The following is a 20360-nucleotide window of genomic DNA, read 5'->3' on the forward strand; positions in this document are numbered from 1 at the left end:
TAAAATTAATTTATTAATGTGCGAAGAGAACCCGAATGTAATATTCGGGTTTTTTTATTCAAAAAACAATTTTAGAATATTTGTTAAATAAAAAAATTAGTACGTAATAAGAACCTTTTTTTTTATAAATTTGAATACAGTAATTGATAATATGACAAAGAATATTAGAATTCACCTCGCAGATGATCATCAAATAATTATCCACGGAATTCAAACCTTACTCCATACCGTCCCAAATTTTGAAGTAGTAGGTTTCTCTCTTAACGGGACTACTATTTTTGAAGATGTAACTAACAACAAAGCAGATGTTTTGGTGCTAGACATCAGTATGCCAGAAAAAGATGGCATTGAAGTAATTAAAGAATTTGCAGAAAAAGGTTTTCCGTGTAAAGTAATTATACTTTCAAGCTATGATGACTTAAAATTAATCAAAGAAATCATGGATTTGGGAGTTAGTGGTTATTTGACTAAACAATGTGCTGGCGATAGCATTATCGAAGCCGTGCAAGCTGTAGCTAATAATGAGGAATATTTTTGTGAATCCATTAGAGAAAAAATCTTTAGCAACGCCACTAGAAATAACCCAAAGTTAAATACATATAAACCCAATGTCAATCCATTATTAACAGAGCGTGAAATAGAAATCATCATTTTGATTGCTCTTGAATACAGTGGAAAAGAAATAAGCGAACAACTTTTCATAAGCACCAATACGGTAGAAACACACAGAAAGAATATTATGAAAAAATTAAGAGCAAAAAACACAATTGGGATTGTCAAATATGCCATGAACAATCATTTGATAATATCATAATTTCTTTAAAAAAACTAATTTTTCATTTTTATTCATTGCAATTACTGTTTATGTTTTTAACTAGATTTCGATTATTTACTTTTATTATAATTCTAACCTATTTTAGTTCAAATTTACATGCTCAGATAAAAAATCTTTCTAAAAAAGAAATCACTACCTTAATAAAAGACGCTAATAAAAATTTAAACAATGGAGAATTTGAAGCTTCTTTATTAAAATTAAGGGTAGCATTAGAACAAGCCAACAAAATAAAAGCCAACGACTTAATTGCCAATGTTTACCTAAATATTGCTGCAAATTTTGATGAATTATCAGATCCAAACAAAGCTTTATTTTACTACAATTTAGGACTACATCATGCCAAACAAACAAAAAATAATTGTTTAAAAAATCAATTTTACAACAATCTTGGTAACATATACTGTTTTGACAAAAAAGAGTACAACAAAGGAATTTACTACTACAAAAAATCATTATTACACAGTCAAAAAATTTTAGATCGAGAACAATTACTTATTACGAATCTAAATTTAGCTTGGGCTTTTTTTGACATCGGTAAATTTGAAGAAGGCTTAACTCACCTAAATTACATCAACAAATACCAATCAATTGACGGAGATGATTCGACTATTGTAGCTTTGCATATGCTAAATGGCATTTATAATAGCTACATAAATAACATAGAAAAAACAAAATATCACTTTGACAAAGCAATAGAACTCGGAAATAAGGGGACAGAAAAATCAGATTTATCATATTCTTATCAAGAGTATTCAAAATTTTTAAATAAAAATAATGAACCTCAAAAAGCTTACAACTGTCTTTTGAAGTATAACGAAATCACTACTCAATTAAACATCGAAGAAAAACTAAATAAAGCAAATATAATAGGGATTAATCTTGAACTTGACCAATATAAAAGAGAAATAGACAAAATTGAAACTGCATATAAATCAAAAGAAAATATCCTACTAGAACAACAATCCAAAAACAAAAAAATAGCAATTGTTATTATAGCTTTGCTGTTAAGCCTAAGTATTTTCTTTTATTTTTTTGTACAAAATGTACGCTTGAAAGAAAAAAATAAACTCAAAGACATCCAAAGCAAAGTGCAAGAAAACATAATAAATGCTTCGATTGATGGGCAAGAATTAGAGCGAAAAAAAATTGCTGCGTTTTTGCATGATAATATAAGCTCATTACTTTCTTCAGCAGGCATGCATCTTCATGTTTTTTCGTCCAATCTAAATACTCAAACAGAAGAAGTCATAAAGACCAAAAAATTACTAGAAGAAGCGCACAAACAAATCCGAAATTTATCACATGAATTAATGCCTTCGCTACTAGTTCGATTTGGATTACTCTTTGCCTTAGAAGACTTATGTGAAAAAATTTCTAATTCAAAACTCAAAATAGATTTCAATTCAACAATTCATATTAAAAAAAGATACAATGAAGATTTTGAAATGAAACTTTATTTTATCATCACAGAATTAATTAATAATATCATTAAACATAGTAATGCCGAATATGCTATAATTAACATAGATGAGACAAAATCTCATTTAATCATAAATGTCGAAGACAATGGCAATGGTTTTACAAACAATCAATTTGAACTGTTAGAAGGCTTTGGAATCAATCAAATCCGAGCTCGAATAAATAATATGAAAGGAGAATTTAATATTAATTCGATACTCAATAAAGGAACTAGTATTAGTTTGAAAATTCCTTTTATCAATCCGCAACCTTAAGCTTTTTTATCAATCTCTATAATTTCCAAATTTTTAATAGCATCACTCTCTATTTCAAAACGAAGCATGGTTCGCACTTGATGAAAACCACTTTTTCCAGCTGCTCCCGGATTCATGTGCAACAGATTATTCTTCTTATCAAAAATCACTTTTAGAATATGCGAATGCCCACAAATAAACAACTTTGGAGGATTTAATGCCATTTCAGTCTTCAAAGCGGGATTGTATTTCCCAGGATAACCTCCAATGTGTGTAATCCAGACATCGACACCTTCACAAAAAAAACGATTGTGCAAAGGAAATTCCAAACGCGCTTGACTATCATCAATATTCCCGTACACAGCTCGCAAAGGCTTCAGCTTTTTTATAGTATCCGTTACTATTAAATCACCAATATCACCAGCATGCCAAACCTCATCTGCCTGATTAACATACTTTAAAATAGTGTCATCAATATGACTGTGCGTATCGGAAAGAAGGAGAATTTTTTTCATATTTCTAAGGAGCTAATCCTGCTATCCGCTTGTATCTTTTTATTTTTAAAGAAAAAATAAAAAGGATACCGCTTCTATCAGGGCTATGGCATTTGGACAAAAATAGACATTCTCTTTTAAATAAAAATATGTTTTCAATCCAAAAAACTTTGCTCCAAAGCCTATTCATGACAAAAAAATTAATAAGTATCTTTGCAACTTCAAATGATAAATCTGATTTCAATCAAAAAAATCTGAAATCTAAACTTTAAAATTCGACCTTGAGGTATTTTATAAAACTAGCATACAACGGAACGCATTATCACGGTTGGCAATACCAGCCCAATGCTGCATCTGTACAAGAAACAATGAACAAAGCTTTTTCGGTTATTCTCAACAACGAGATTAACCTTATGGGCGCAGGCCGAACAGATACTGGAGTTCACGCCAAAGAAATGTATGCGCATTTTGATTTGGAAACCCTATTTGATATTCCGAATACAATACACAAACTCAATTCTTTTTTACCGAAAGATATTGTTATCTACGCCATTTTACCAGTTCCTAATGAAGCGCACAGTCGTTTTGATGCTACCAAAAGAACGTATGAATACCATATAAATACTTTTAAGGATGCTTTTCTTCAAGAGCAAAGTTGGTACTTTCATCAAAAATTGGATTTGGATTTAATGAATGAAGCAGCGAAATCATTGCTGAATCATACCGATTTTCAATGTTTTTCCAAGGTCAATACGGATGTAAATACCTTTGATTGTAGTATATTTGAAGCCTATTGGAAACAAGAGGATGATAAATTAATTTTCACCATTTCGGCCAATCGTTTTTTAAGAAACATGGTACGATCCATAGTAGGAACCTTGATTAATATTGGCTTGCACAAAATTACATTGGATGATTTTGAAAAAATTATCGAAAGTAAAAACAGAGACAAAGCTGGGTTTTCGGTTCCGGCACATGGGTTATATTTAACCAAAATAGCATACGATTACATTACACCATAGCCCCGATAGAAGTGGTATCTTTTTTATTTTTTCTTTAAAAATAAAAAAATACAAGCGGATAGCGGGAATAGCTCCTAAAAAATAAATGAAAGCAAAAGCATTTGATACTCGATTATTCAAGAGAATATTAAAATACACCAAACCCTACCAATGGCGTTTTAATGGTGTGATTATTTTTGCCATTTCACTGTCGGTATTTGCGGCGCTTCGCCCATATTTGTTGAAACAGACGGTAGACAGTTACATTCAACCCAAAGATCAAAATGGTTTATTACTGTATATCACTTTGATGGGAATTATACTTTTATTGGAAGTTTTCTCTCAATTTTTCTTTGTGTATTGGGCGAATTGGCTGGGACAAGATATTGTAAAAGACATTCGGGTAAAACTGTTCAAACATATTTTGAGTTTCAGGATGAAATATTTTGATTTGGTTCCTGTGGGTCAACTCGTGACGCGTTCTGTATCGGATATTGAAGCGATTGCCCGTATTTTTAGTCAAGGATTATTCATGATTATCAGTGACTTGATGAAAATGCTAGTAGTTCTTATTTTTATGTTTTATATGAACTGGAAACTGACGTGGATTGTGATTGTTGCCATGCCAATTTTAGTTTTCATCACAAGAATTTTTCAAAAAAAGATGCAAGTTGCCTTTGAGGAAGTACGAACACAAATTGCCAATATGAATTCTTTTGTACAAGAAAGAGTGACGGGAATGAAAATAGTTCAGCTGTTTCATCGCGAAGATATTGAGGCCGAAAAATTCAGAGTCATCAACGACAAACACAACAGGGCGTGGATAAAAACGATTTTGTACAACTCAATTTTCTTTCCAATTGCCGATATTATTTCATCATTAACACTTGGATTTATCGTTTTGTATGGTGGATTTAATATCTTGCAAGGAGATACGACAACTACTTTTGGAGATTTATTTTCGTACACGATGTTTATTGGAATGTTATTCAATCCTTTGCGCCAAATTGCAGATAAATTCAACGAGATGCAATTGGGAATGATTGCTGCCAACCGTGTTTTTGATATATTAGATACACAAGACCAAATTCAAGATACAGGAACTATTGAAGCTCCTTTATTTAATGGAGAAATCCGTTTTGAGAACGTTTATTTTGGCTATATTCCAAATGAAGAAGTCATCAAAGGAATCAATCTCGAAGTAAAAGCAAGTCAGACTATTGCTATCGTAGGTTCTACAGGAGCCGGAAAATCGACTATAATCAATCTACTGAATCGTTTTTATGAGATCAATAGCGGCTCAATATTTATAGACAATCAGAATATTGAGAATTACACTTTAAGTTCGCTGCGCAAGCAAATTGCGGTTGTTTTGCAGGATGTCTTTCTTTTTGCCGATACCATTTACAATAATATCACCCTCAATAATCCTGAAATCACTAGAGAACACGTTTTGGCTGCTGCCAAAAAAATAGGAGTCCACGATTTTATCATGAGCTTACCGGACAATTATGATTTTGATGTAAAGGAACGTGGCGTTATGCTATCTTCAGGACAACGCCAATTAATAGCTTTCCTGCGTGCGTATGTGAGTAATCCGAGCATTCTTATTCTGGACGAAGCAACATCTTCAATCGATACCTATTCGGAAGAATTAATTCAGCGCGCCACCGAAACTATTACCAAAGGAAGAACATCGATTGTTATTGCACATCGTTTGGCTACTATTGTCAATGCTGATAAAATTGTAGTAATGGACAAAGGACTCATTGTAGAACAAGGAACGCATCAGGAATTAATCAACCAAGAAAAAGGATATTACAAAAACTTGTATGATTCGCAGTTTTCGGTTGCCAATTAATTTAAATTAAGAAAATTACCTTATTATCTGCAATTATCTCATCAAAACTCCAAAGAAAAACCTAACAAACAATCAATTAACACATTAAATACTTTTATTTAAATATCTTTGAATATCTAAATTCAAATTCAAATGCCACAAATTAGAATTTACCCAAACGAAAAATTTAAAGAAATAGAAATTGAATATCCTTTGAAACTTCGATATGCTATTTCAAATAAAGGACGATTAATTAGCTTTTCAGAAAACTTGGAAGATTGTCGTCTTTTAAAAGGATCTATAAGTGATGGTTATCCAACTTTTTCATACCAAATAAAAAGAGACGGCAAAAGGAGTAGCAAATGTTTATTTCTATATAAACTAGTAGCGCAATATTTTATTCCGAAACAATCTGAGGATCAAACGTATGTATTACATTTAGACTACAGTCGTAATAACGATGATGTAAATAATTTACGTTGGGCTACCAGAGCTGAAATGATTGAACATAGAAATAAGAGTCCAAAAATAATTCAGGCCAGAAAAGATCTAATCGAACACAACTTAAAAGCTGACGGAAGAAAATTAACGATTACCAAAGTCATGTTAATCAAAACCATTTTATCTCGACCAGAACAAAAAACGCGCCTAAAAATGATTGCCAAACAATTTGGTGTAAGCGAAATGCAAATCAGACGTATTGCATCTGGTGAAAATTGGGGACATGTAAAGATTTAATTATACCGTTGGGTGAAATTAATTATTAGTTTTTAAACAATTAACGATCGATGTTATCTCCACAAGCAACCTATAGTTATTTTTTCTATATAAAAAATTCCTTCACCTGTTTATAATTTCATAAGTATCCAATAAATATAATTTATAACCAAAAGTATATTCTACAATTATTGAAAACGAAATCTACTACTATTTCGAAAATAAAAAATCAAAGTCAGATCTATCAAAAAATAGAGAAAAACTTTGTCTTAACTAAATTTTTCAATAATCAAATAAATCCTTAAATTCGCACTCTCAATTTATTATTTTAAATAAACATTAAAATGAAACGTGGTATTCATGTTCCATTTTTATTAATTAATAACAAATACAAAATGAAATACGATATTATAGTTTTAGGAAGTGGCCCTGGAGGATATGTTACCGCAATTAGAGCCTCACAATTAGGATTTAAAGTTGCCGTAGTAGAAAAAGAAAACCTTGGTGGCGTATGTTTAAACTGGGGATGTATTCCAACTAAAGCATTATTAAAATCGGCTCAAGTTTTTGATTATTTAAAGCATGCTTCTGATTACGGATTGACTGTTTCATCATTTGACAAAGACTTCCCTGCAGTAGTGCAACGTAGTCGTGGAGTTGCCGAAGGAATGAGCAAAGGAGTTCAATTCTTGATGAAAAAAAATAAAATTGACGTTATTGATGGTTTTGGAAAGTTAAAAGCTGGTAAAAAACTAGACGTTACTGATAAAGACGGAAAAGTAACTGAATACAGTGCCGACCACATTATCATTGCTACTGGAGCTCGCTCTCGTGAATTACCAAACTTACCTCAAGATGGTATTAAAGTAATTGGTTACCGTCAAGCAATGACATTACCAACTCAACCAAAATCGATGATCATTGTAGGCTCTGGAGCTATTGGAGTAGAATTTGCACATTTTTATAACTCAATGGGAACGGATGTAACTATTGTAGAATTTATGCCAAACGTAGTTCCTGTAGAAGACGAAGACATTTCAAAACAATTTGAGCGTTCTTTGAAAAAAGCGGGTATCAAAATCATGACCAACTCATCTGTTGAACGTATTGATACTACTGGTACTGGAGTAAAAGCGTTTGTTAAAACAGCAAAAGGTGAAGAAGTTTTGGAAGCTGACATTTTATTATCAGCTGTAGGTATCAAAACCAACATCGAAAATATAGGATTAGAAGAAGTGGGTATTGCTACCGATAGAGACAAAATCTTGGTAAATGCATACAACCAAACAAACATTCCAGGATATTATGCTATTGGAGATGTTACACCAGGTCAAGCTTTGGCTCACGTAGCTTCGGCTGAAGGAATCAATTGTGTAGAAAAAATTGCTGGATTGCACGTAGATCCTATCGATTATGGAAACGTTCCAGGATGTACGTATGCCACTCCCGAAATTGCTTCTGTTGGATTAACAGAAAAACAAGCCAAAGAAAAAGGATATGAATTAAAAATTGGTAAATTCCCATTCTCTGCTTCAGGAAAAGCAAAAGCTGCTGGAACTCCAGATGGTTTTGTAAAAGTAATTTTTGATGCCAAATACGGCGAATGGTTAGGATGTCACATGATTGGTGCAGGTGTTACCGATATGATTGCTGAAGCAGTTGTTGCACGTAAATTGGAAACAACTGGACATGAAATCCTAAAATCAATTCACCCTCACCCAACTATGAGTGAAGCAGTTATGGAAGCAGTTGCTGATGCTTATGGAGAAGTGATTCACTTGTAAAAAAGTAGTCCTTTTGAGATTCATTACATTGGATTTCAAATATATACCACTACAAAACATATAAACAAAAAACACCCCGATAGAAAATATTTTAGATCGGGGTATTTTTACAAGTAAATCTCTATAATTTTTATAGAATTAATATATTTATAATTTTGAAAATAACATTTTCTATCATATATTTACTCAAATAAAATATACAAACATGGTACACAACAACATATTAGAAACTATTGGTAATACACCACACGTAAAAATCAATAAATTATTTGGTCCAAACGCAAATGTTTGGGTAAAACTAGAGAAAACAAATCCAGGCGCCAGTATCAAAGATAGAATCGCATTATCGATGATAGAAGATGCCGAGCAAAAAGGATTTTTACAAAAAGGGAGTACCATAATCGAGGCTACATCTGGAAACACAGGAATAGGTTTAGCAATGGTTGCTGCTGTAAAAGGCTACCGATTAATCCTAGTAATGCCCGAATCTATGTCTATTGAAAGACGTCGTTTGATGAGTATTTACGGTGCTGAGTTTGTTCTTACACCTCGCGAAAAAGGAATGAAAGGCGCCATAGAAAAAGCACAAGAATTAACAGCCGAAATTCCACAAGCTTGGTCTCCTCTACAATTTGAAAACCCAGCAAATATCGACATCCACAAAACCACAACAGCTCAAGAAATCATTAAAGCTTTTCCAAATGGTTTAGATTATTTAATAACTGGTGTTGGTACTGGCGGACATATTACCGGTTGTGCCGAAATACTAAAACAAAAATTTCCAAACCTAAAAGTCTTTGCTGTAGAACCTGAAGCCTCTCCTGTCATCAGTGGTGGAGCCCCTTCACCTCACCCTATTCAAGGAATTGGCGCAGGTTTTATTCCAACCAATTTACATACTTCAATTCTTGACGGAACGATTCAAGTAAGCAAAGACGAGGCATTTGAATTTACACAAAGAGCAGCCAAAGAAGAAGGTATCCTTCTGGGAATTTCTTCAGGAGCTTCGCTGGCAGCGGTTGCCAAAAAACTTAAGGAGATTCCATCCGATTCCAAAATACTTACCTTTTGTTATGACACTGGAGAACGCTATTTGAGTATCGAAGGTTTATTCGAATAAAAAAACAACTTTTAACAAACCTACCGATTTGTGAAAGCAAGTCGGTTTTTTTTGTTTTACAAATTAAAAGCAAAATCGTTTTTTATTTCTTCCATTACAAAAGAACTTTGCACGTTAGAAATCCCTTTGATAACCGATAATTTATCGATGACAAACTTTTGGTATTCATTCATATCATTGACTGCCACTTTTAATAAAAAATCATAATTACCCGAAACGTGAAAACAGCCTATAACTTCTGACAATGCAAGAATATGTTGTTTAAAATCATCTATCAATTCCCGGGAATGTATTGCTAAAGTCACTTGACAATACACACTGATTGATTTTCCAATTTTGGAAGCATCCAACAAAGCCACGTATTTTTTTATGTATTTTTTTTGCTCCAACTTTTTAATTCTTTCAAAGGTAGGAGAAACAGACAATCCTACTTTTTCGGCTATTTCTTTGGTGTTTTGTTTGGCATCCTGCTGCAAAAGCATCAAAATTTTTTTGTCTATGGCATCCATTTCAGAATAATTATATGGTTTAAAAAATTACAAATATCAAATACAATACATAAAAACTGTATTTAGACACAAATCTAGAATTATATTTTGAAAACGATAACATATAAAGTTTTTTTAAATCATTAAAACTACATTTACGGTAAAATATAATACAATGCTACCTGTTTCAGAATCATTATCACCACAAGACAATCAACGTTTATTCGAGCTAAATCAATACATAGAAAATGCCAGAGATAATTTCTTGGGTTATCCAGTATCCAAAGATTTTGACTATTCGGAAATCAATCATTTTTTTAAATATCCAATCAATAATCTCGGCGATCCTTTTGAGGATTGTACCTATAAAGTACAAACCCATGAATTGGAAAGAGAGGTGGTTGGCTTTTTTGCAAAATTATTTCGTGCCAATCCAAAAGATTATTGGGGCTATGTCACCAATGGCGGATCGGAGAGTAATTTATACGGATTGTATCTCGCTCGAGAATTGTACCCAAAAGCTATGGTTTATTACTCGGAGTCGACTCATTATAGTGTTCGCAAAAACATTCATTTACTCAATATTCCAAGTATTGTAATCCGTTCTCAAGAAAATGGGGAGATCGATTATGTCGATTTTGAAAACACCCTAAAAATGAATCGCCACAAACCCGCCATTGTACTTACTACTTTTGGTACAACTATGAAAGAAGCCAAAGATGATGTTTCAAAAATTAGAAACATTCTAAAAGGATTAGCCATACAAGACAGTTATATTCATTGTGACGCAGCCTTATCAGGCAGTTACGGCGCTTTTATGGAACCTCGTTTACCCTTTGATTTTAAGGATGGAGCAGATAGTATTTCGATAAGCGGACATAAATTTATAGGCTCACCGATTCCAACCGGCGTTATTATTACGAAGCGTTCCAATAGGGACCGAATTTCAAAAGGAATATCTTACATTGGCTCTTTAGACACCACCATTACTGGGTCTAGAAACGGTCATTGTCCATTATTTTTATGGTATGCTATAAAGAAACTTGGAGTTGATGGTTTAAAAAACCGTTATGAACACAGCTTAGAAGTAGCCAAATATTGTGAACAAAGACTTAATAATATTGGAATTCCGGCTTGGCGAAATCCAAATGCCATTACGGTTGTTTTCCCAAAGACTACGGACGAAGTCAAAACAAAATGGCAATTAGCTACAGAAGGTGATATCTCACATATTATTTGCATGCCCAATGTAACAAAAAACCAAATTGACCTTTTTATAAACGATATTGAAAATTGTATTGAAAACCCGGAAGAAATAATGGAATTTAGTTTTTAGAATTCTAAATGATTCCAAAAAAATTTCATCCTACTTATTTATTTTTAATTCTAAAATCCAGTCACAAATTGAATTTATCTTAATCAATTTGTGGCTTTTTTATTAAATATTAATCCACAAATTGAAAATATATTAATAAGCTTGCAGCCAATGTCATGATAATCAAAGCAACAAATCCTAAAACATTAGCTATCCAACCATTCACAAATTCACCCATAATTTTTTTATTATTGGAAACATGTAAAATGATGGCAATTAAAACGGGAGCTGTCAGTCCGTATAAAATTGCTGTATAAATTAGTGCTTTGACTGGTGATATTCCAATATAATTAAGCGATAAACCCAGCAATAATGAGATCGCAATAATGATATAAAATCCTTTTGCTTCATGAAATTTTTTATCCAATCCTTCTTCCCACCCAAAAGTTTCAGTAAAAATATAAGACAATGAACCACTCAATACTGGAATTGCAATAAGCCCAGTTCCTATCACACCTATTGCAAAAAGCAAGTATGCCATATTACCTGCCAAAGGTTTCAAAGCTTGTGCAGCTTGTTCTACTGTATCAATTTGATGAACTCCTCCTTTGAACAAAACTGTACCAGTTGTTAGAATGATAAAATACATCACCAATCCAGAAAACGTCATTCCAAAATCGACATCCTGCTTCATTTCATGGATAATTTTTTTATTTACCATCAAATGTTTCCTCTTGTGTTTCATTTCCTCAACTTCAACAGAAGCTTGCCAGAAAAATAGATAAGGAGAAATAGTTGTCCCTAAAATACCAACAAGAATAGCAATAAAATCCTTGTTCCATTTAATACTTGGAACAAAAGTAGCTTTCATAATAGCTACAAAATCTTGTTTGTATAAAAAAGGAACGATAAAATAAACCAACATTACAATACATAAATATTTAAGGACTGAGGCTATTTTTTGATAAGGCAAATAAATAATGAGTCCCAAAAGCAAAATTGTAAAAAATACACTAAAAAAAGAAGCATCAATAGCTGGAAAAAGCAAGTTACCAACCGCTCCCATTCCAGCAATATCAGCGCCAATATTCATAATGATAGCAGGAAAACTAAACAAAAGCATCAAATACAAAACCGGTCTTGGATAACTTTTCTTTAATGTCCCAGTTAAACCCTGACTGGTTACCAAACCAATTCGAGCGCACATTTGCTGAATAGCCGCCATCAACGGGAAAGCAACAATTGATGTCCATAAAGTGGCAAGACCGTAAGCTGCACCCGCCTGAGAGTATGTAGCAATTCCGGAAGGATCATCGTCGCTGGCACCCGTTACAAGTCCTGGCCCGATTAATCGCCAAAAATGAGAAATTCTATTTTTTAATCCTTTTCGATTATACATTATACGATTTTACAATTTCAAAAAACAATTTAACCAACTTATAATCAGAACTATCATGCTAATTTACACATTTTAAACGATAGATCTTTGATTCCAATTTTATTTCAATTCAAACAAAATATAATGTATATTAGTTTATAATTTGAATAAATCCTTAAGCAAGAATAAATGAAAAAATTTAAATTTAAATATCTACTATCCCTTTTTATAATTATCATGGCAGGAAAAGCAAAAGCACAAGATTGGGCAAATCTAAACAAATACAAAAACGAAAACACTATACTTACAACTCCTGTATCTGGAGAAAATAGAATTGTCTTTTTTGGCGATTCCATTACTGAAGGCTGGGAAACAATTTCTCCAGAATTCTTTAGTAGTGCTCCATATATCAATCGAGGAATAAGTGGACAAACAACATCACAAATGCTATTGCGTTTTAGACCCGATGTTATTGAACTAAAACCCAAAATTGTTTTAATTTTGGCTGGAACCAATGATATCGCAGAAAATACTGGACCTATAACGCTCCAAACCATTCTAGGAAATATCATATCAATGTGCGAATTGGCGCATGCAAATAACATAAAAGTAATTCTTTGTTCTATTCTTCCTGCCTTTGATTACCCATGGAAAAAAGGAATGAATCCTGCTGCAAAAATTGAAGCATTAAATACAATGATAATACAATATGCCAAAGCAAACCATATTGACTATGTAGATTATTATTCGGCAATGGTCGATGACCAAAAAGGTTTAAAATCCAATTATAGTGAAGATGGAGTTCATCCCAATAAAGAAGGATACCTTGTAATGGAAGATATCGTTCGAAAAAAATTGGCAAAACACAAATAATGTGATATAATTTTCTAAAAAATAATGATTATGCTACAGCAATACAAACTTCCTTTATTCGATAGATGTTAGGTTAATTCTTTAAGCAATCATTGCTGTTTTTCCTGAAAAACACCTTACTTTTATCCCTTCAAAATAACAATTCAATTTCATAATCATGACCAAAGATCTGATTGTTCAAAATATTAGTGCCTCTAAAAGTCATTTTACTATCAATTATAGCATTAAGACCAAAACAGAAGCCTTTACCGAGAAACTGTTTTACACCTTATTCGATTCTAATGCACCACTAGATGAAAGCATTAACGAATTAGAAAAACAATTTAAAGAGATTGCGTCTATTGCTTGCAAAAAAGCACATGATTCTTGTGATTCTGCTTGGGATAAATTTTTAGAAAAACTCCCTTCCGTACTTGAAAACTTAAACAAAGATGCTTCTTACATCTTAGAAAATGACCCCGCATCGAATGGGATTGAAGAAATTTATCTTGCTTATCCAGGATTTTATGCCATAGCGATTTACAGATTAAGTCACGAACTATATTTGTTGGATTTGATGCTTTTTTCAAGATTAATGAGCGAATATGCACATCGTATTACAGGTACAGATATTCACGCTGGAGCAACAATTGCATCGCCTTTCTTTATTGATCATGCTACTGGAATCGTTATTGGTGAAACCGCTGTTATCGAAAAAAATGTAAAAATATACCAAGGTGTAACTTTGGGAGCATTAAGTGTGAGCAAAGACATGAAAAATTCCAAAAGGCATCCTACAGTCGAGAAAAACGTTTGTCTTTATGCCAATGCTACGATATTGGGTGGAACGACAATCATTGGCAAAAATAGTATTGTAGGTGGAAATTCATGGGTAACCAAGTCAATTCCTGCTGATTCAATCGTGTTGAATACCACTACAACCGAAGTTAAAATAAAAGAGAAGAAGTAAAATGAAGACCTTTAAATTAGTAGAATTAATCGGAAATACTCCACTAGTAGAAACAACCCGCTTAATTAAAAACAAAAATGTAAAACTTTTATTGAAACTCGAAGGAGACAATCCTGGGGGTAGTGTAAAAGACCGTGCCGCTTACAATATGATTGCATCGGCTATCGAAAGAGGGGACATCAAAAAAGGAGACAAATTAATTGAAGCGACTAGTGGTAACACCGGAATTGCACTTGCTATGATAGCCCAATTATTCAACATAGAAATTGAATTGGTATTACCAGAAGATTCAACTATTGAACGTACACAAACCATGCAAGCTTATGGCGCAACGGTTATTCAAACTCCTGCTAGTTTGGGAATAATAGGTTCCAGAGATTATGCCGATAAAAAAGTAGCAGAAGGTGGTTATGTGATGTTGAATCAATTCGCCAATGATGACAATTGGAAAGCGCATTACAAAACCACGGGACCTGAAATATGGAATGACACTGATGGAACGGTAACTCATTTTGTATCGGCAATGGGAACAACGGGAACTATTATAGGAACCTCAACATACTTGAAAGAAAAGAATCTAAATATTCAAATCATAGGGGCACAACCGAGTGAGGGCTCACAAATTCCGGGTATTCGAAAATGGCCGCAAGAATATTTACCCAAAATTTTTGATGCCTCAAAAGTAGATATTACTCTTGATGTCAGCGAAAAAGAAGCACGCGAAATGACCAAAAAATTAGCCCAGGAAGAAGGTATATTTGCAGGCATGAGCAGCGGAGGATCGGTGGCAGTCGCCGTAAAAATCGCCAATCAATTGGAATCTGGAGTGGTAGTTGCCATTATCTGTGACCGCGGAGACCGTTATTTATCTTCGGATTTATTTGATTAAAAACAAGTTGCTATGTTCCTGAGAGACTAAGTTCCTAAGTTTTTTTTTGACTTATTAATCTCAAAAATTTAAAAATTACGGCTTTATTCTATGATTAACAGCATTAAATTTTAACCATATAAGCCATATAAGTTGTTTTTTACTGTGCTTTAAGCGGGCACCCTAAAGAGAATATAAGTTAAAACCCTTGATCCGACTACGAGCTTTGACTTAAATGAACTTAATTTTATGCGCTTTCTTAAAAAAGAAAACTTATTTGACTTATATTGTCGAAAAATAGTAAACAAATGCTGTTGTTTATAGAATTAAGCGGAAATTACCATCCAATATTTTAGAAAAAACCTCAGTGTCTTAGAAACTTAGTCTCTCAGAAACTTAAAAAAAGAAAAAATGAACTATCGTAAACTAGGAAAAACCAATTTCAATATTTCAGAAATAGCGCTTGGAACATGGCAAGTGGGCGGAAAATGGGGTTCTCCCTTTAATGACAAAACCGCAGACGAATTGATCAATACCGCCATTGATAACGGAGTGAATTTTATTGACACCGCCGATGTTTACGAAAATGGACTAAGCGAAACTGCAGTAGGAAGAGTAGTTCGTTCTCGTTCTGAACGTATCTATGTAGCGACAAAATGTGGCCGACACATCAATCCGCATGTAAATGAAGGATATCAGCCCAAAGTTTTGCAAAAATTTGTAGAAGACAGTTTGAAAAGAATGGGATTGGAAACAATCGATCTTATTCAGTTGCATTGTCCTCCCAACCAAGTATTTTATCGTCCCGAAATTTTTGAAATGTTTGACCGATTGAAAGATCAGGGAAAGATTTTGAATTTGGGTGTTAGTGTAGAAAAAGTGGAAGAAGGTTTGAAAGCCATTGAATTTTCAAATGTGACTACCGTTCAAATTATATTCAATCTTTTTCGTCAGCGTCCATCAGAATTATTTTTTAAGGAAGCTCAAAAAAAAGACATCGGTATTATCGCCAGAGTACCTTTGGCCAGCGGATTATTAACCGGTAAATTTGATGCGAATTCTACTTTCGACGCACAAGATCACCGAAACTTCAATCGTGATGGAGCTGCTTTTGACAAAGGAGAAACATTCGCAGGAATAAATTATGAGTTGGGTTTAAAAGCAGTGGAAGAATTAAAAGCATTATTTCCTGAAGCAACAAATTTGGCACCTATCGCGCTGCAATGGATTCTTAGTTTTAACGAAATTAGCTGTATAATTCCAGGTGCTTCCAAGCAAAGTCACGTTGTATCGAATCTTTCGTTGTATGATTTACCAAAACTAACTCCGGAAAAAATTGCTGCAATGAATGCCATTTACGAGCAATACATCAAACCGCAAGTACATCAGCTTTGGTAATTCATCAAAAGGAACTATGAGAGAATTCATCAAAAGAAATATAAATGGTAAGACTGTATTATTGCTTTTTATACTTTGTAATATCGTCTACGCCCTAATGCTTATCGTAACCATTCCTGAAATAATGCACTATTCTGGTGGAATGAAAATTCTCGATATGATGCCAACGGGTTATGATACGCAATATGTCAACACGCTTTTTAACACTTTGGGAACAGTTGGAAGAGATGTATATTTGTATCATCAACTTCCGTTGGATTTGATATATCCTTTGCTTTTTGGAATTAGTTCCTGTTTGGTACTCGCCTTTTTTCTAAACCAATTAGGAAAGCTAGACAGTTGGTTATTCTATTTTTGTTTGATTCCATTGTTTTCAGGATTTTTTGATTACTGCGAAAATTTCGGAATCATAAGCATGCTCAAAAATTATCCCAATATAAGTGTATTACAAGTTCAAATCACAAGTGTCTTTACCGTTTTAAAAAGCGTATTAACTTCTATTTATTTTATTATTCTTATCATCACTTTATTGGCATTAGCCAAAAACAAATTATTTATTAGAAAGGTTTAAAAACTAAAATCTTAATTCTAATTCTCTAAAAAAAACACAAATAAATGTTCAATAAAGCCAATTTCAAAGAGTGGTTCGATCGCTATAAATATTCCGAATTGGCAGCTACTAGCGCCGCTTTGATTGCTTCACAATTCAGTAGAATTTTTAGTGGATTGGTTACAGCGTATCTAATAACATTTGCCGAATATTTTGCATTTTATGGTATTATGATATACCGATCTTATAAAAAACATCAACATCAGCATGGAAAAACAACTCTAAAGGGTATCTTATACTTAATCCGAAATTTATTTTTGGAATTTGGTTATCCTGCGGCATTGGATTTCTTTTTTATTCGACCGTTTTGCATGTATTGGATGCCAATCCTGACAGGAAATTATTTCGTTGGAATTATTTTAGGAAAAATTACTGCTGATTCCTTTTTTTATACTTTATCCATTGTGAACTACGAATTGATTAAGAAGAAAGAATAGCCTTCAAACAAATAGCTTTACTATAATACAACCATAAAGATTGTAAAAAAATTAAAGCGCAATGAACACAAAACTTTGCGTTCATTGCGCTTTTTTATCATAAAACATATTTTCCTTTTGCGTTCCTTGCGGTTAAACTCAAAGTTACATTTTTTATACCAATGTAGCTGTTGTCGTGATTTCGGCTGTGAAAAGTTTAGAAATCGGGCAATTTTTTTCTGCTTTAGTTACTAATTCTTGGAACGTTTCATTGGATATGCCACTTATTTTGGCATTTACCGTTAAATGAGAACCAATAATTGTTCCTTCTACCAAATTAATATCACATTTTGTTTCAATACTTTCGATTACGGCACTTGTTTCACCAATAAAAGCAGTAAGCTGCATGGTAAAACATCCCGCATGTGCAGCAGCAACAAGTTCTTCGGGATTGGTACCTACTCCTTCCTCAAATCGGGATTTGAATGAATATTGCGTATTGTCTAAAGTTTTACTTTGTGTGGTTAATTTACCGGCTCCTTCTTTCAGTGAGCCATTCCAAACTGCGGTTGCATTTCTTTTCATATATCTATTTAATTTATAGTTTTTAGCTTACTCAAATTTAGTTGTAAATTGAAAAAAAAAGTTTCAAAACTTATTTATTTAACTAATATTTAATAATGATTTTGATCAAATAAAAAAGTCTTCCTATTTTTTTTGTATATTGTATGTCAGTTCTTTATGAATTATATAACTAATCCATTTACCTCAGCTGTTAAAACAAAATTCAAATGGCAAAAAATCAAATATCCCCCTCTAAAAAAGGAACGACCCTTGAAATTTTACAATATTTATTTATTGCTGTAGTTCTTATGTATTTTGGAAGATCACTATTTATTCCATTGAGTTTTGCGCTGCTTATAAGTCTTATACTTTACCCAGTTTGCAAATGGATGGAACGGAAAGGAATTAACTTTAATCTAGCAATTGGAATTTCTTTAATTGCGGTAACCTTTTTGTTGGCATCCCTATTCTTTCTTTTATTCTCCCAAATTTTGGAATTTTCTAATGAATGGCAAAGTTTAGAAACAAAATTAGAGGAAACTCTAAACCAGCTGAGTATATTTCTAACCGATCAATTTGGTATAAACGAAGAAAAACAATTGAGTTATATTAAAAATACAATTAACAACTCTGGTTCGCAAATATTTTCTTTACTTAAAGACACACTCTATTCTTTATCAGAATCATTATTTTATCTTTTAATTGTTCCTGTTTTTTCGGCATTGATATTGTTTAATCGTCAATTATTGGTTGAGGCATTATACCATCTTTTTCCATTGGATAAAACAGAAATGATTCACGAAATCATTGTTGAAACGATTCATGAATACTACAAATTCATAAAAGGAATGCTTGTCGTTTACGTAATAGTAGGAATTTTGAATAGTATCGGACTTGCTATTATTGGCGTTCCTTATCCCTTTCTTTTTGGGTTTACCGCTTCCATACTAACTTTCATTCCTTACGTTGGTATTATGGTTTCGTCGCTTTTGCCAATTACAGTAGCTTGGATTACTTTTAATTCTATTTGGTATCCATTGGGAGTGATTGCGGTCTTTACATTGGTACAAGTACTGGAAGCTTACATTATTTTTCCTTACGCCGTAGGAAGTCGCTTGAAGATTAACACACTCGCTGTATTAATTATGATTATTGCTGGTGGCATTCTTTGGGGAGCAGCCGGAATGATTCTTTTCATTCCTTTTATTAGTATTGTAAAATTAATAGCCGACCGAACAGAAGGTCTAAAATCATTATCGTTGTTACTTAGTGATGGGAAACAATTTCAATAGTAATTACAATGGCAATATTCAAATAAAAACCACTACTCCCCTGCCCCGATTGTAGTAAAAAACGGGATTAAGCTCTAATAATGAATTAATTACACTTTATTTCACTAACTTACGTTCTTATTGAAACTTATAGTATCATGAAAAAAGTAATTATAATATGCTGTCTATTGGCGTTTATTGGCTGTAAAACCAAAACCGTTAATGGAAAAAAAATGGGTAAAAGTATTGAGCCGACGGAAATGAATGCAGAGGAAGTAACTCAAAAAGCCAAAGCCTACGAATTGGGAAAAAGAATTTTGACAACCTGTAATAATGTAAAATTTAAGCCTTTTACACAAAGCGAAGCCACCGACAAAGTCATTGCTAAATCTACTCCAGAAAACATTAAGCAAATCTGTGTAAAATACAACCTGAAATATGGTATTTTCAAGGATCTTGAATTTGTAGAAATGATTCCAAATAAAACTGACAATACAAATATCTTCCGATTTAAAGCCCAATTTGAATATGCCAAAGCTAATAAAGAACTTCGGGTGACAATGAACTCCGAAAATAAGGCTTCGGCCATCACGACCAAAAACTGGAAGGATGAATATGAGTGAATTTTAAGTTTTCACCCGTGCAATGAGCAGAGAAAAGTTTTCAGTCCGAGTGGCAGTTTTCAGAGTTAAGACGAGTCAAAAAAAGTTTGCAGTACCGCTTGAAA

20 protein-coding genes are annotated in these 20360 nt (G+C 33.0%); 16 read left to right on the forward strand and 4 right to left on the reverse strand.

The features are described 5' to 3' along the window. Window positions 1-151 precede the first annotated feature (151 nt). Window positions 152-814 (forward strand): response regulator transcription factor, encoded by a 663-nt coding sequence (locus tag OYT91_RS07525; RefSeq protein WP_269224618.1) that lies wholly within the window; start codon window positions 152-154, stop codon window positions 812-814. Between the two features lie 50 nt (window positions 815-864). Further along, entirely contained in the window at window positions 865-2568 is a 1704-nt protein-coding gene (locus OYT91_RS07530) for a tetratricopeptide repeat-containing sensor histidine kinase (protein ID WP_281240146.1), read from the forward strand. Here OYT91_RS07530 and OYT91_RS07535 read toward each other — a convergent pair. After that, the gene (locus OYT91_RS07535) at window positions 2565-3062 is read right to left on the reverse strand and encodes a metallophosphoesterase family protein (protein WP_281240147.1); all 498 of its coding nucleotides are present in this window, start codon (window positions 3060-3062) and stop codon (window positions 2565-2567) included. The genes OYT91_RS07530 and OYT91_RS07535 overlap by 4 nt on opposite strands. Window positions 3063-3322: 260 nt before the next feature. Between OYT91_RS07535 and truA the strand changes: the two genes are divergently transcribed. The 5 genes from truA to cysK all read left to right on the forward strand — a co-directional run bounded on the left by truA (window position 3323) and on the right by cysK (window position 9503). After that, window positions 3323-4063, forward strand: a complete 741-nt coding sequence (gene truA, locus OYT91_RS07540) for a tRNA pseudouridine(38-40) synthase TruA (protein WP_281240148.1) — start codon at window positions 3323-3325, stop codon at window positions 4061-4063. Between the two features lie 85 nt (window positions 4064-4148). Continuing rightward, complete coding sequence (locus tag OYT91_RS07545; RefSeq protein WP_281240149.1) at window positions 4149-5903, forward strand: ABC transporter ATP-binding protein; 1755 nt, start codon at window positions 4149-4151, stop codon at window positions 5901-5903. Between the two features lie 132 nt (window positions 5904-6035). Continuing rightward, a complete protein-coding gene (locus OYT91_RS07550; protein WP_281240150.1) occupies window positions 6036-6620 on the forward strand; it encodes an NUMOD4 domain-containing protein in 585 nt (194 codons plus the stop codon). Window positions 6621-6994: 374 nt separating this feature from the next. Further along, window positions 6995-8383 carry a dihydrolipoyl dehydrogenase gene (gene lpdA / locus OYT91_RS07555; protein WP_281240371.1) on the forward strand — a complete coding sequence of 463 codons (1389 nt, stop codon included), beginning with the start codon at window positions 6995-6997 and terminating at the stop codon, window positions 8381-8383. A gap of 205 nt (window positions 8384-8588) precedes the next feature. Next, on the forward strand, window positions 8589-9503 hold the full coding sequence (cysK, locus tag OYT91_RS07560; protein ID WP_269222342.1) for a cysteine synthase A: 915 nt from the start codon (window positions 8589-8591) through the stop codon (window positions 9501-9503). A 56-nt stretch (window positions 9504-9559) separates the two neighbouring features. Here cysK and OYT91_RS07565 read toward each other — a convergent pair whose 3' ends face one another. Continuing rightward, a complete protein-coding gene (locus OYT91_RS07565; RefSeq protein ID WP_281240151.1) occupies window positions 9560-10012 on the reverse strand; it encodes an Lrp/AsnC family transcriptional regulator in 453 nt (150 codons plus the stop codon). A gap of 154 nt (window positions 10013-10166) precedes the next feature. Here OYT91_RS07565 and OYT91_RS07570 point away from each other — a divergent pair, with 154 nt between their 5' ends. After that, entirely contained in the window at window positions 10167-11327 is a 1161-nt protein-coding gene (locus OYT91_RS07570; protein ID WP_281240152.1) for a histidine decarboxylase, read from the forward strand. Between the two features lie 109 nt (window positions 11328-11436). Here OYT91_RS07570 and OYT91_RS07575 read toward each other — a convergent pair whose 3' ends face one another. After that, window positions 11437-12705 (reverse strand): NRAMP family divalent metal transporter, encoded by a 1269-nt coding sequence (locus OYT91_RS07575; RefSeq protein ID WP_269222340.1) that lies wholly within the window; start codon window positions 12703-12705, stop codon window positions 11437-11439. A 168-nt stretch (window positions 12706-12873) separates the two neighbouring features. Between OYT91_RS07575 and OYT91_RS07580 the strand changes: the two genes are divergently transcribed. The 6 genes from OYT91_RS07580 to OYT91_RS07605 all read left to right on the forward strand — a co-directional run bounded on the left by OYT91_RS07580 (window position 12874) and on the right by OYT91_RS07605 (window position 17819). Next, window positions 12874-13557, forward strand: a complete 684-nt coding sequence (locus tag OYT91_RS07580) for an SGNH/GDSL hydrolase family protein (RefSeq protein WP_281240153.1) — start codon at window positions 12874-12876, stop codon at window positions 13555-13557. Between the two features lie 157 nt (window positions 13558-13714). After that, window positions 13715-14506, forward strand: a complete 792-nt coding sequence (epsC, locus tag OYT91_RS07585) for a serine O-acetyltransferase EpsC (RefSeq protein ID WP_269222338.1) — start codon at window positions 13715-13717, stop codon at window positions 14504-14506. Window position 14507: 1 nt separating this feature from the next. Continuing rightward, entirely contained in the window at window positions 14508-15395 is an 888-nt protein-coding gene (gene cysM, locus OYT91_RS07590) for a cysteine synthase CysM (RefSeq protein ID WP_281240154.1), read from the forward strand. A 390-nt stretch (window positions 15396-15785) separates the two neighbouring features. Further along, the gene (locus tag OYT91_RS07595) at window positions 15786-16772 is read left to right on the forward strand and encodes an aldo/keto reductase (RefSeq protein WP_281240155.1); all 987 of its coding nucleotides are present in this window, start codon (window positions 15786-15788) and stop codon (window positions 16770-16772) included. Between the two features lie 16 nt (window positions 16773-16788). Further along, entirely contained in the window at window positions 16789-17343 is a 555-nt protein-coding gene (locus OYT91_RS07600) for a hypothetical protein (protein WP_281240156.1), read from the forward strand. A 44-nt stretch (window positions 17344-17387) separates the two neighbouring features. Beyond that, a complete protein-coding gene (locus OYT91_RS07605) occupies window positions 17388-17819 on the forward strand; it encodes a hypothetical protein (RefSeq protein WP_281240157.1) in 432 nt (143 codons plus the stop codon). 153 nt (window positions 17820-17972) lie between these two features. On the opposite strand, the gene OYT91_RS07610 is transcribed toward OYT91_RS07605, so the two are convergent. After that, window positions 17973-18383, reverse strand: a complete 411-nt coding sequence (locus tag OYT91_RS07610; RefSeq protein WP_281240158.1) for an OsmC family peroxiredoxin — start codon at window positions 18381-18383, stop codon at window positions 17973-17975. Window positions 18384-18589: 206 nt separating this feature from the next. On the opposite strand from OYT91_RS07610, the gene OYT91_RS07615 reads away from it, so the two are divergent. Both OYT91_RS07615 and OYT91_RS07620 read left to right on the forward strand, forming a co-directional pair. Beyond that, the gene (locus tag OYT91_RS07615; RefSeq protein ID WP_281240159.1) at window positions 18590-19654 is read left to right on the forward strand and encodes an AI-2E family transporter; all 1065 of its coding nucleotides are present in this window, start codon (window positions 18590-18592) and stop codon (window positions 19652-19654) included. A 137-nt stretch (window positions 19655-19791) separates the two neighbouring features. Beyond that, window positions 19792-20256 (forward strand): hypothetical protein, encoded by a 465-nt coding sequence (locus tag OYT91_RS07620; protein ID WP_281240160.1) that lies wholly within the window; start codon window positions 19792-19794, stop codon window positions 20254-20256. Window positions 20257-20360: the final 104 nt, after the last annotated feature.

The sequence above is a fragment of the Flavobacterium praedii genome, assembly GCF_026810365.1.
Taxonomy (GTDB): Bacteria; Bacteroidota; Bacteroidia; order Flavobacteriales; family Flavobacteriaceae; genus Flavobacterium; species Flavobacterium praedii.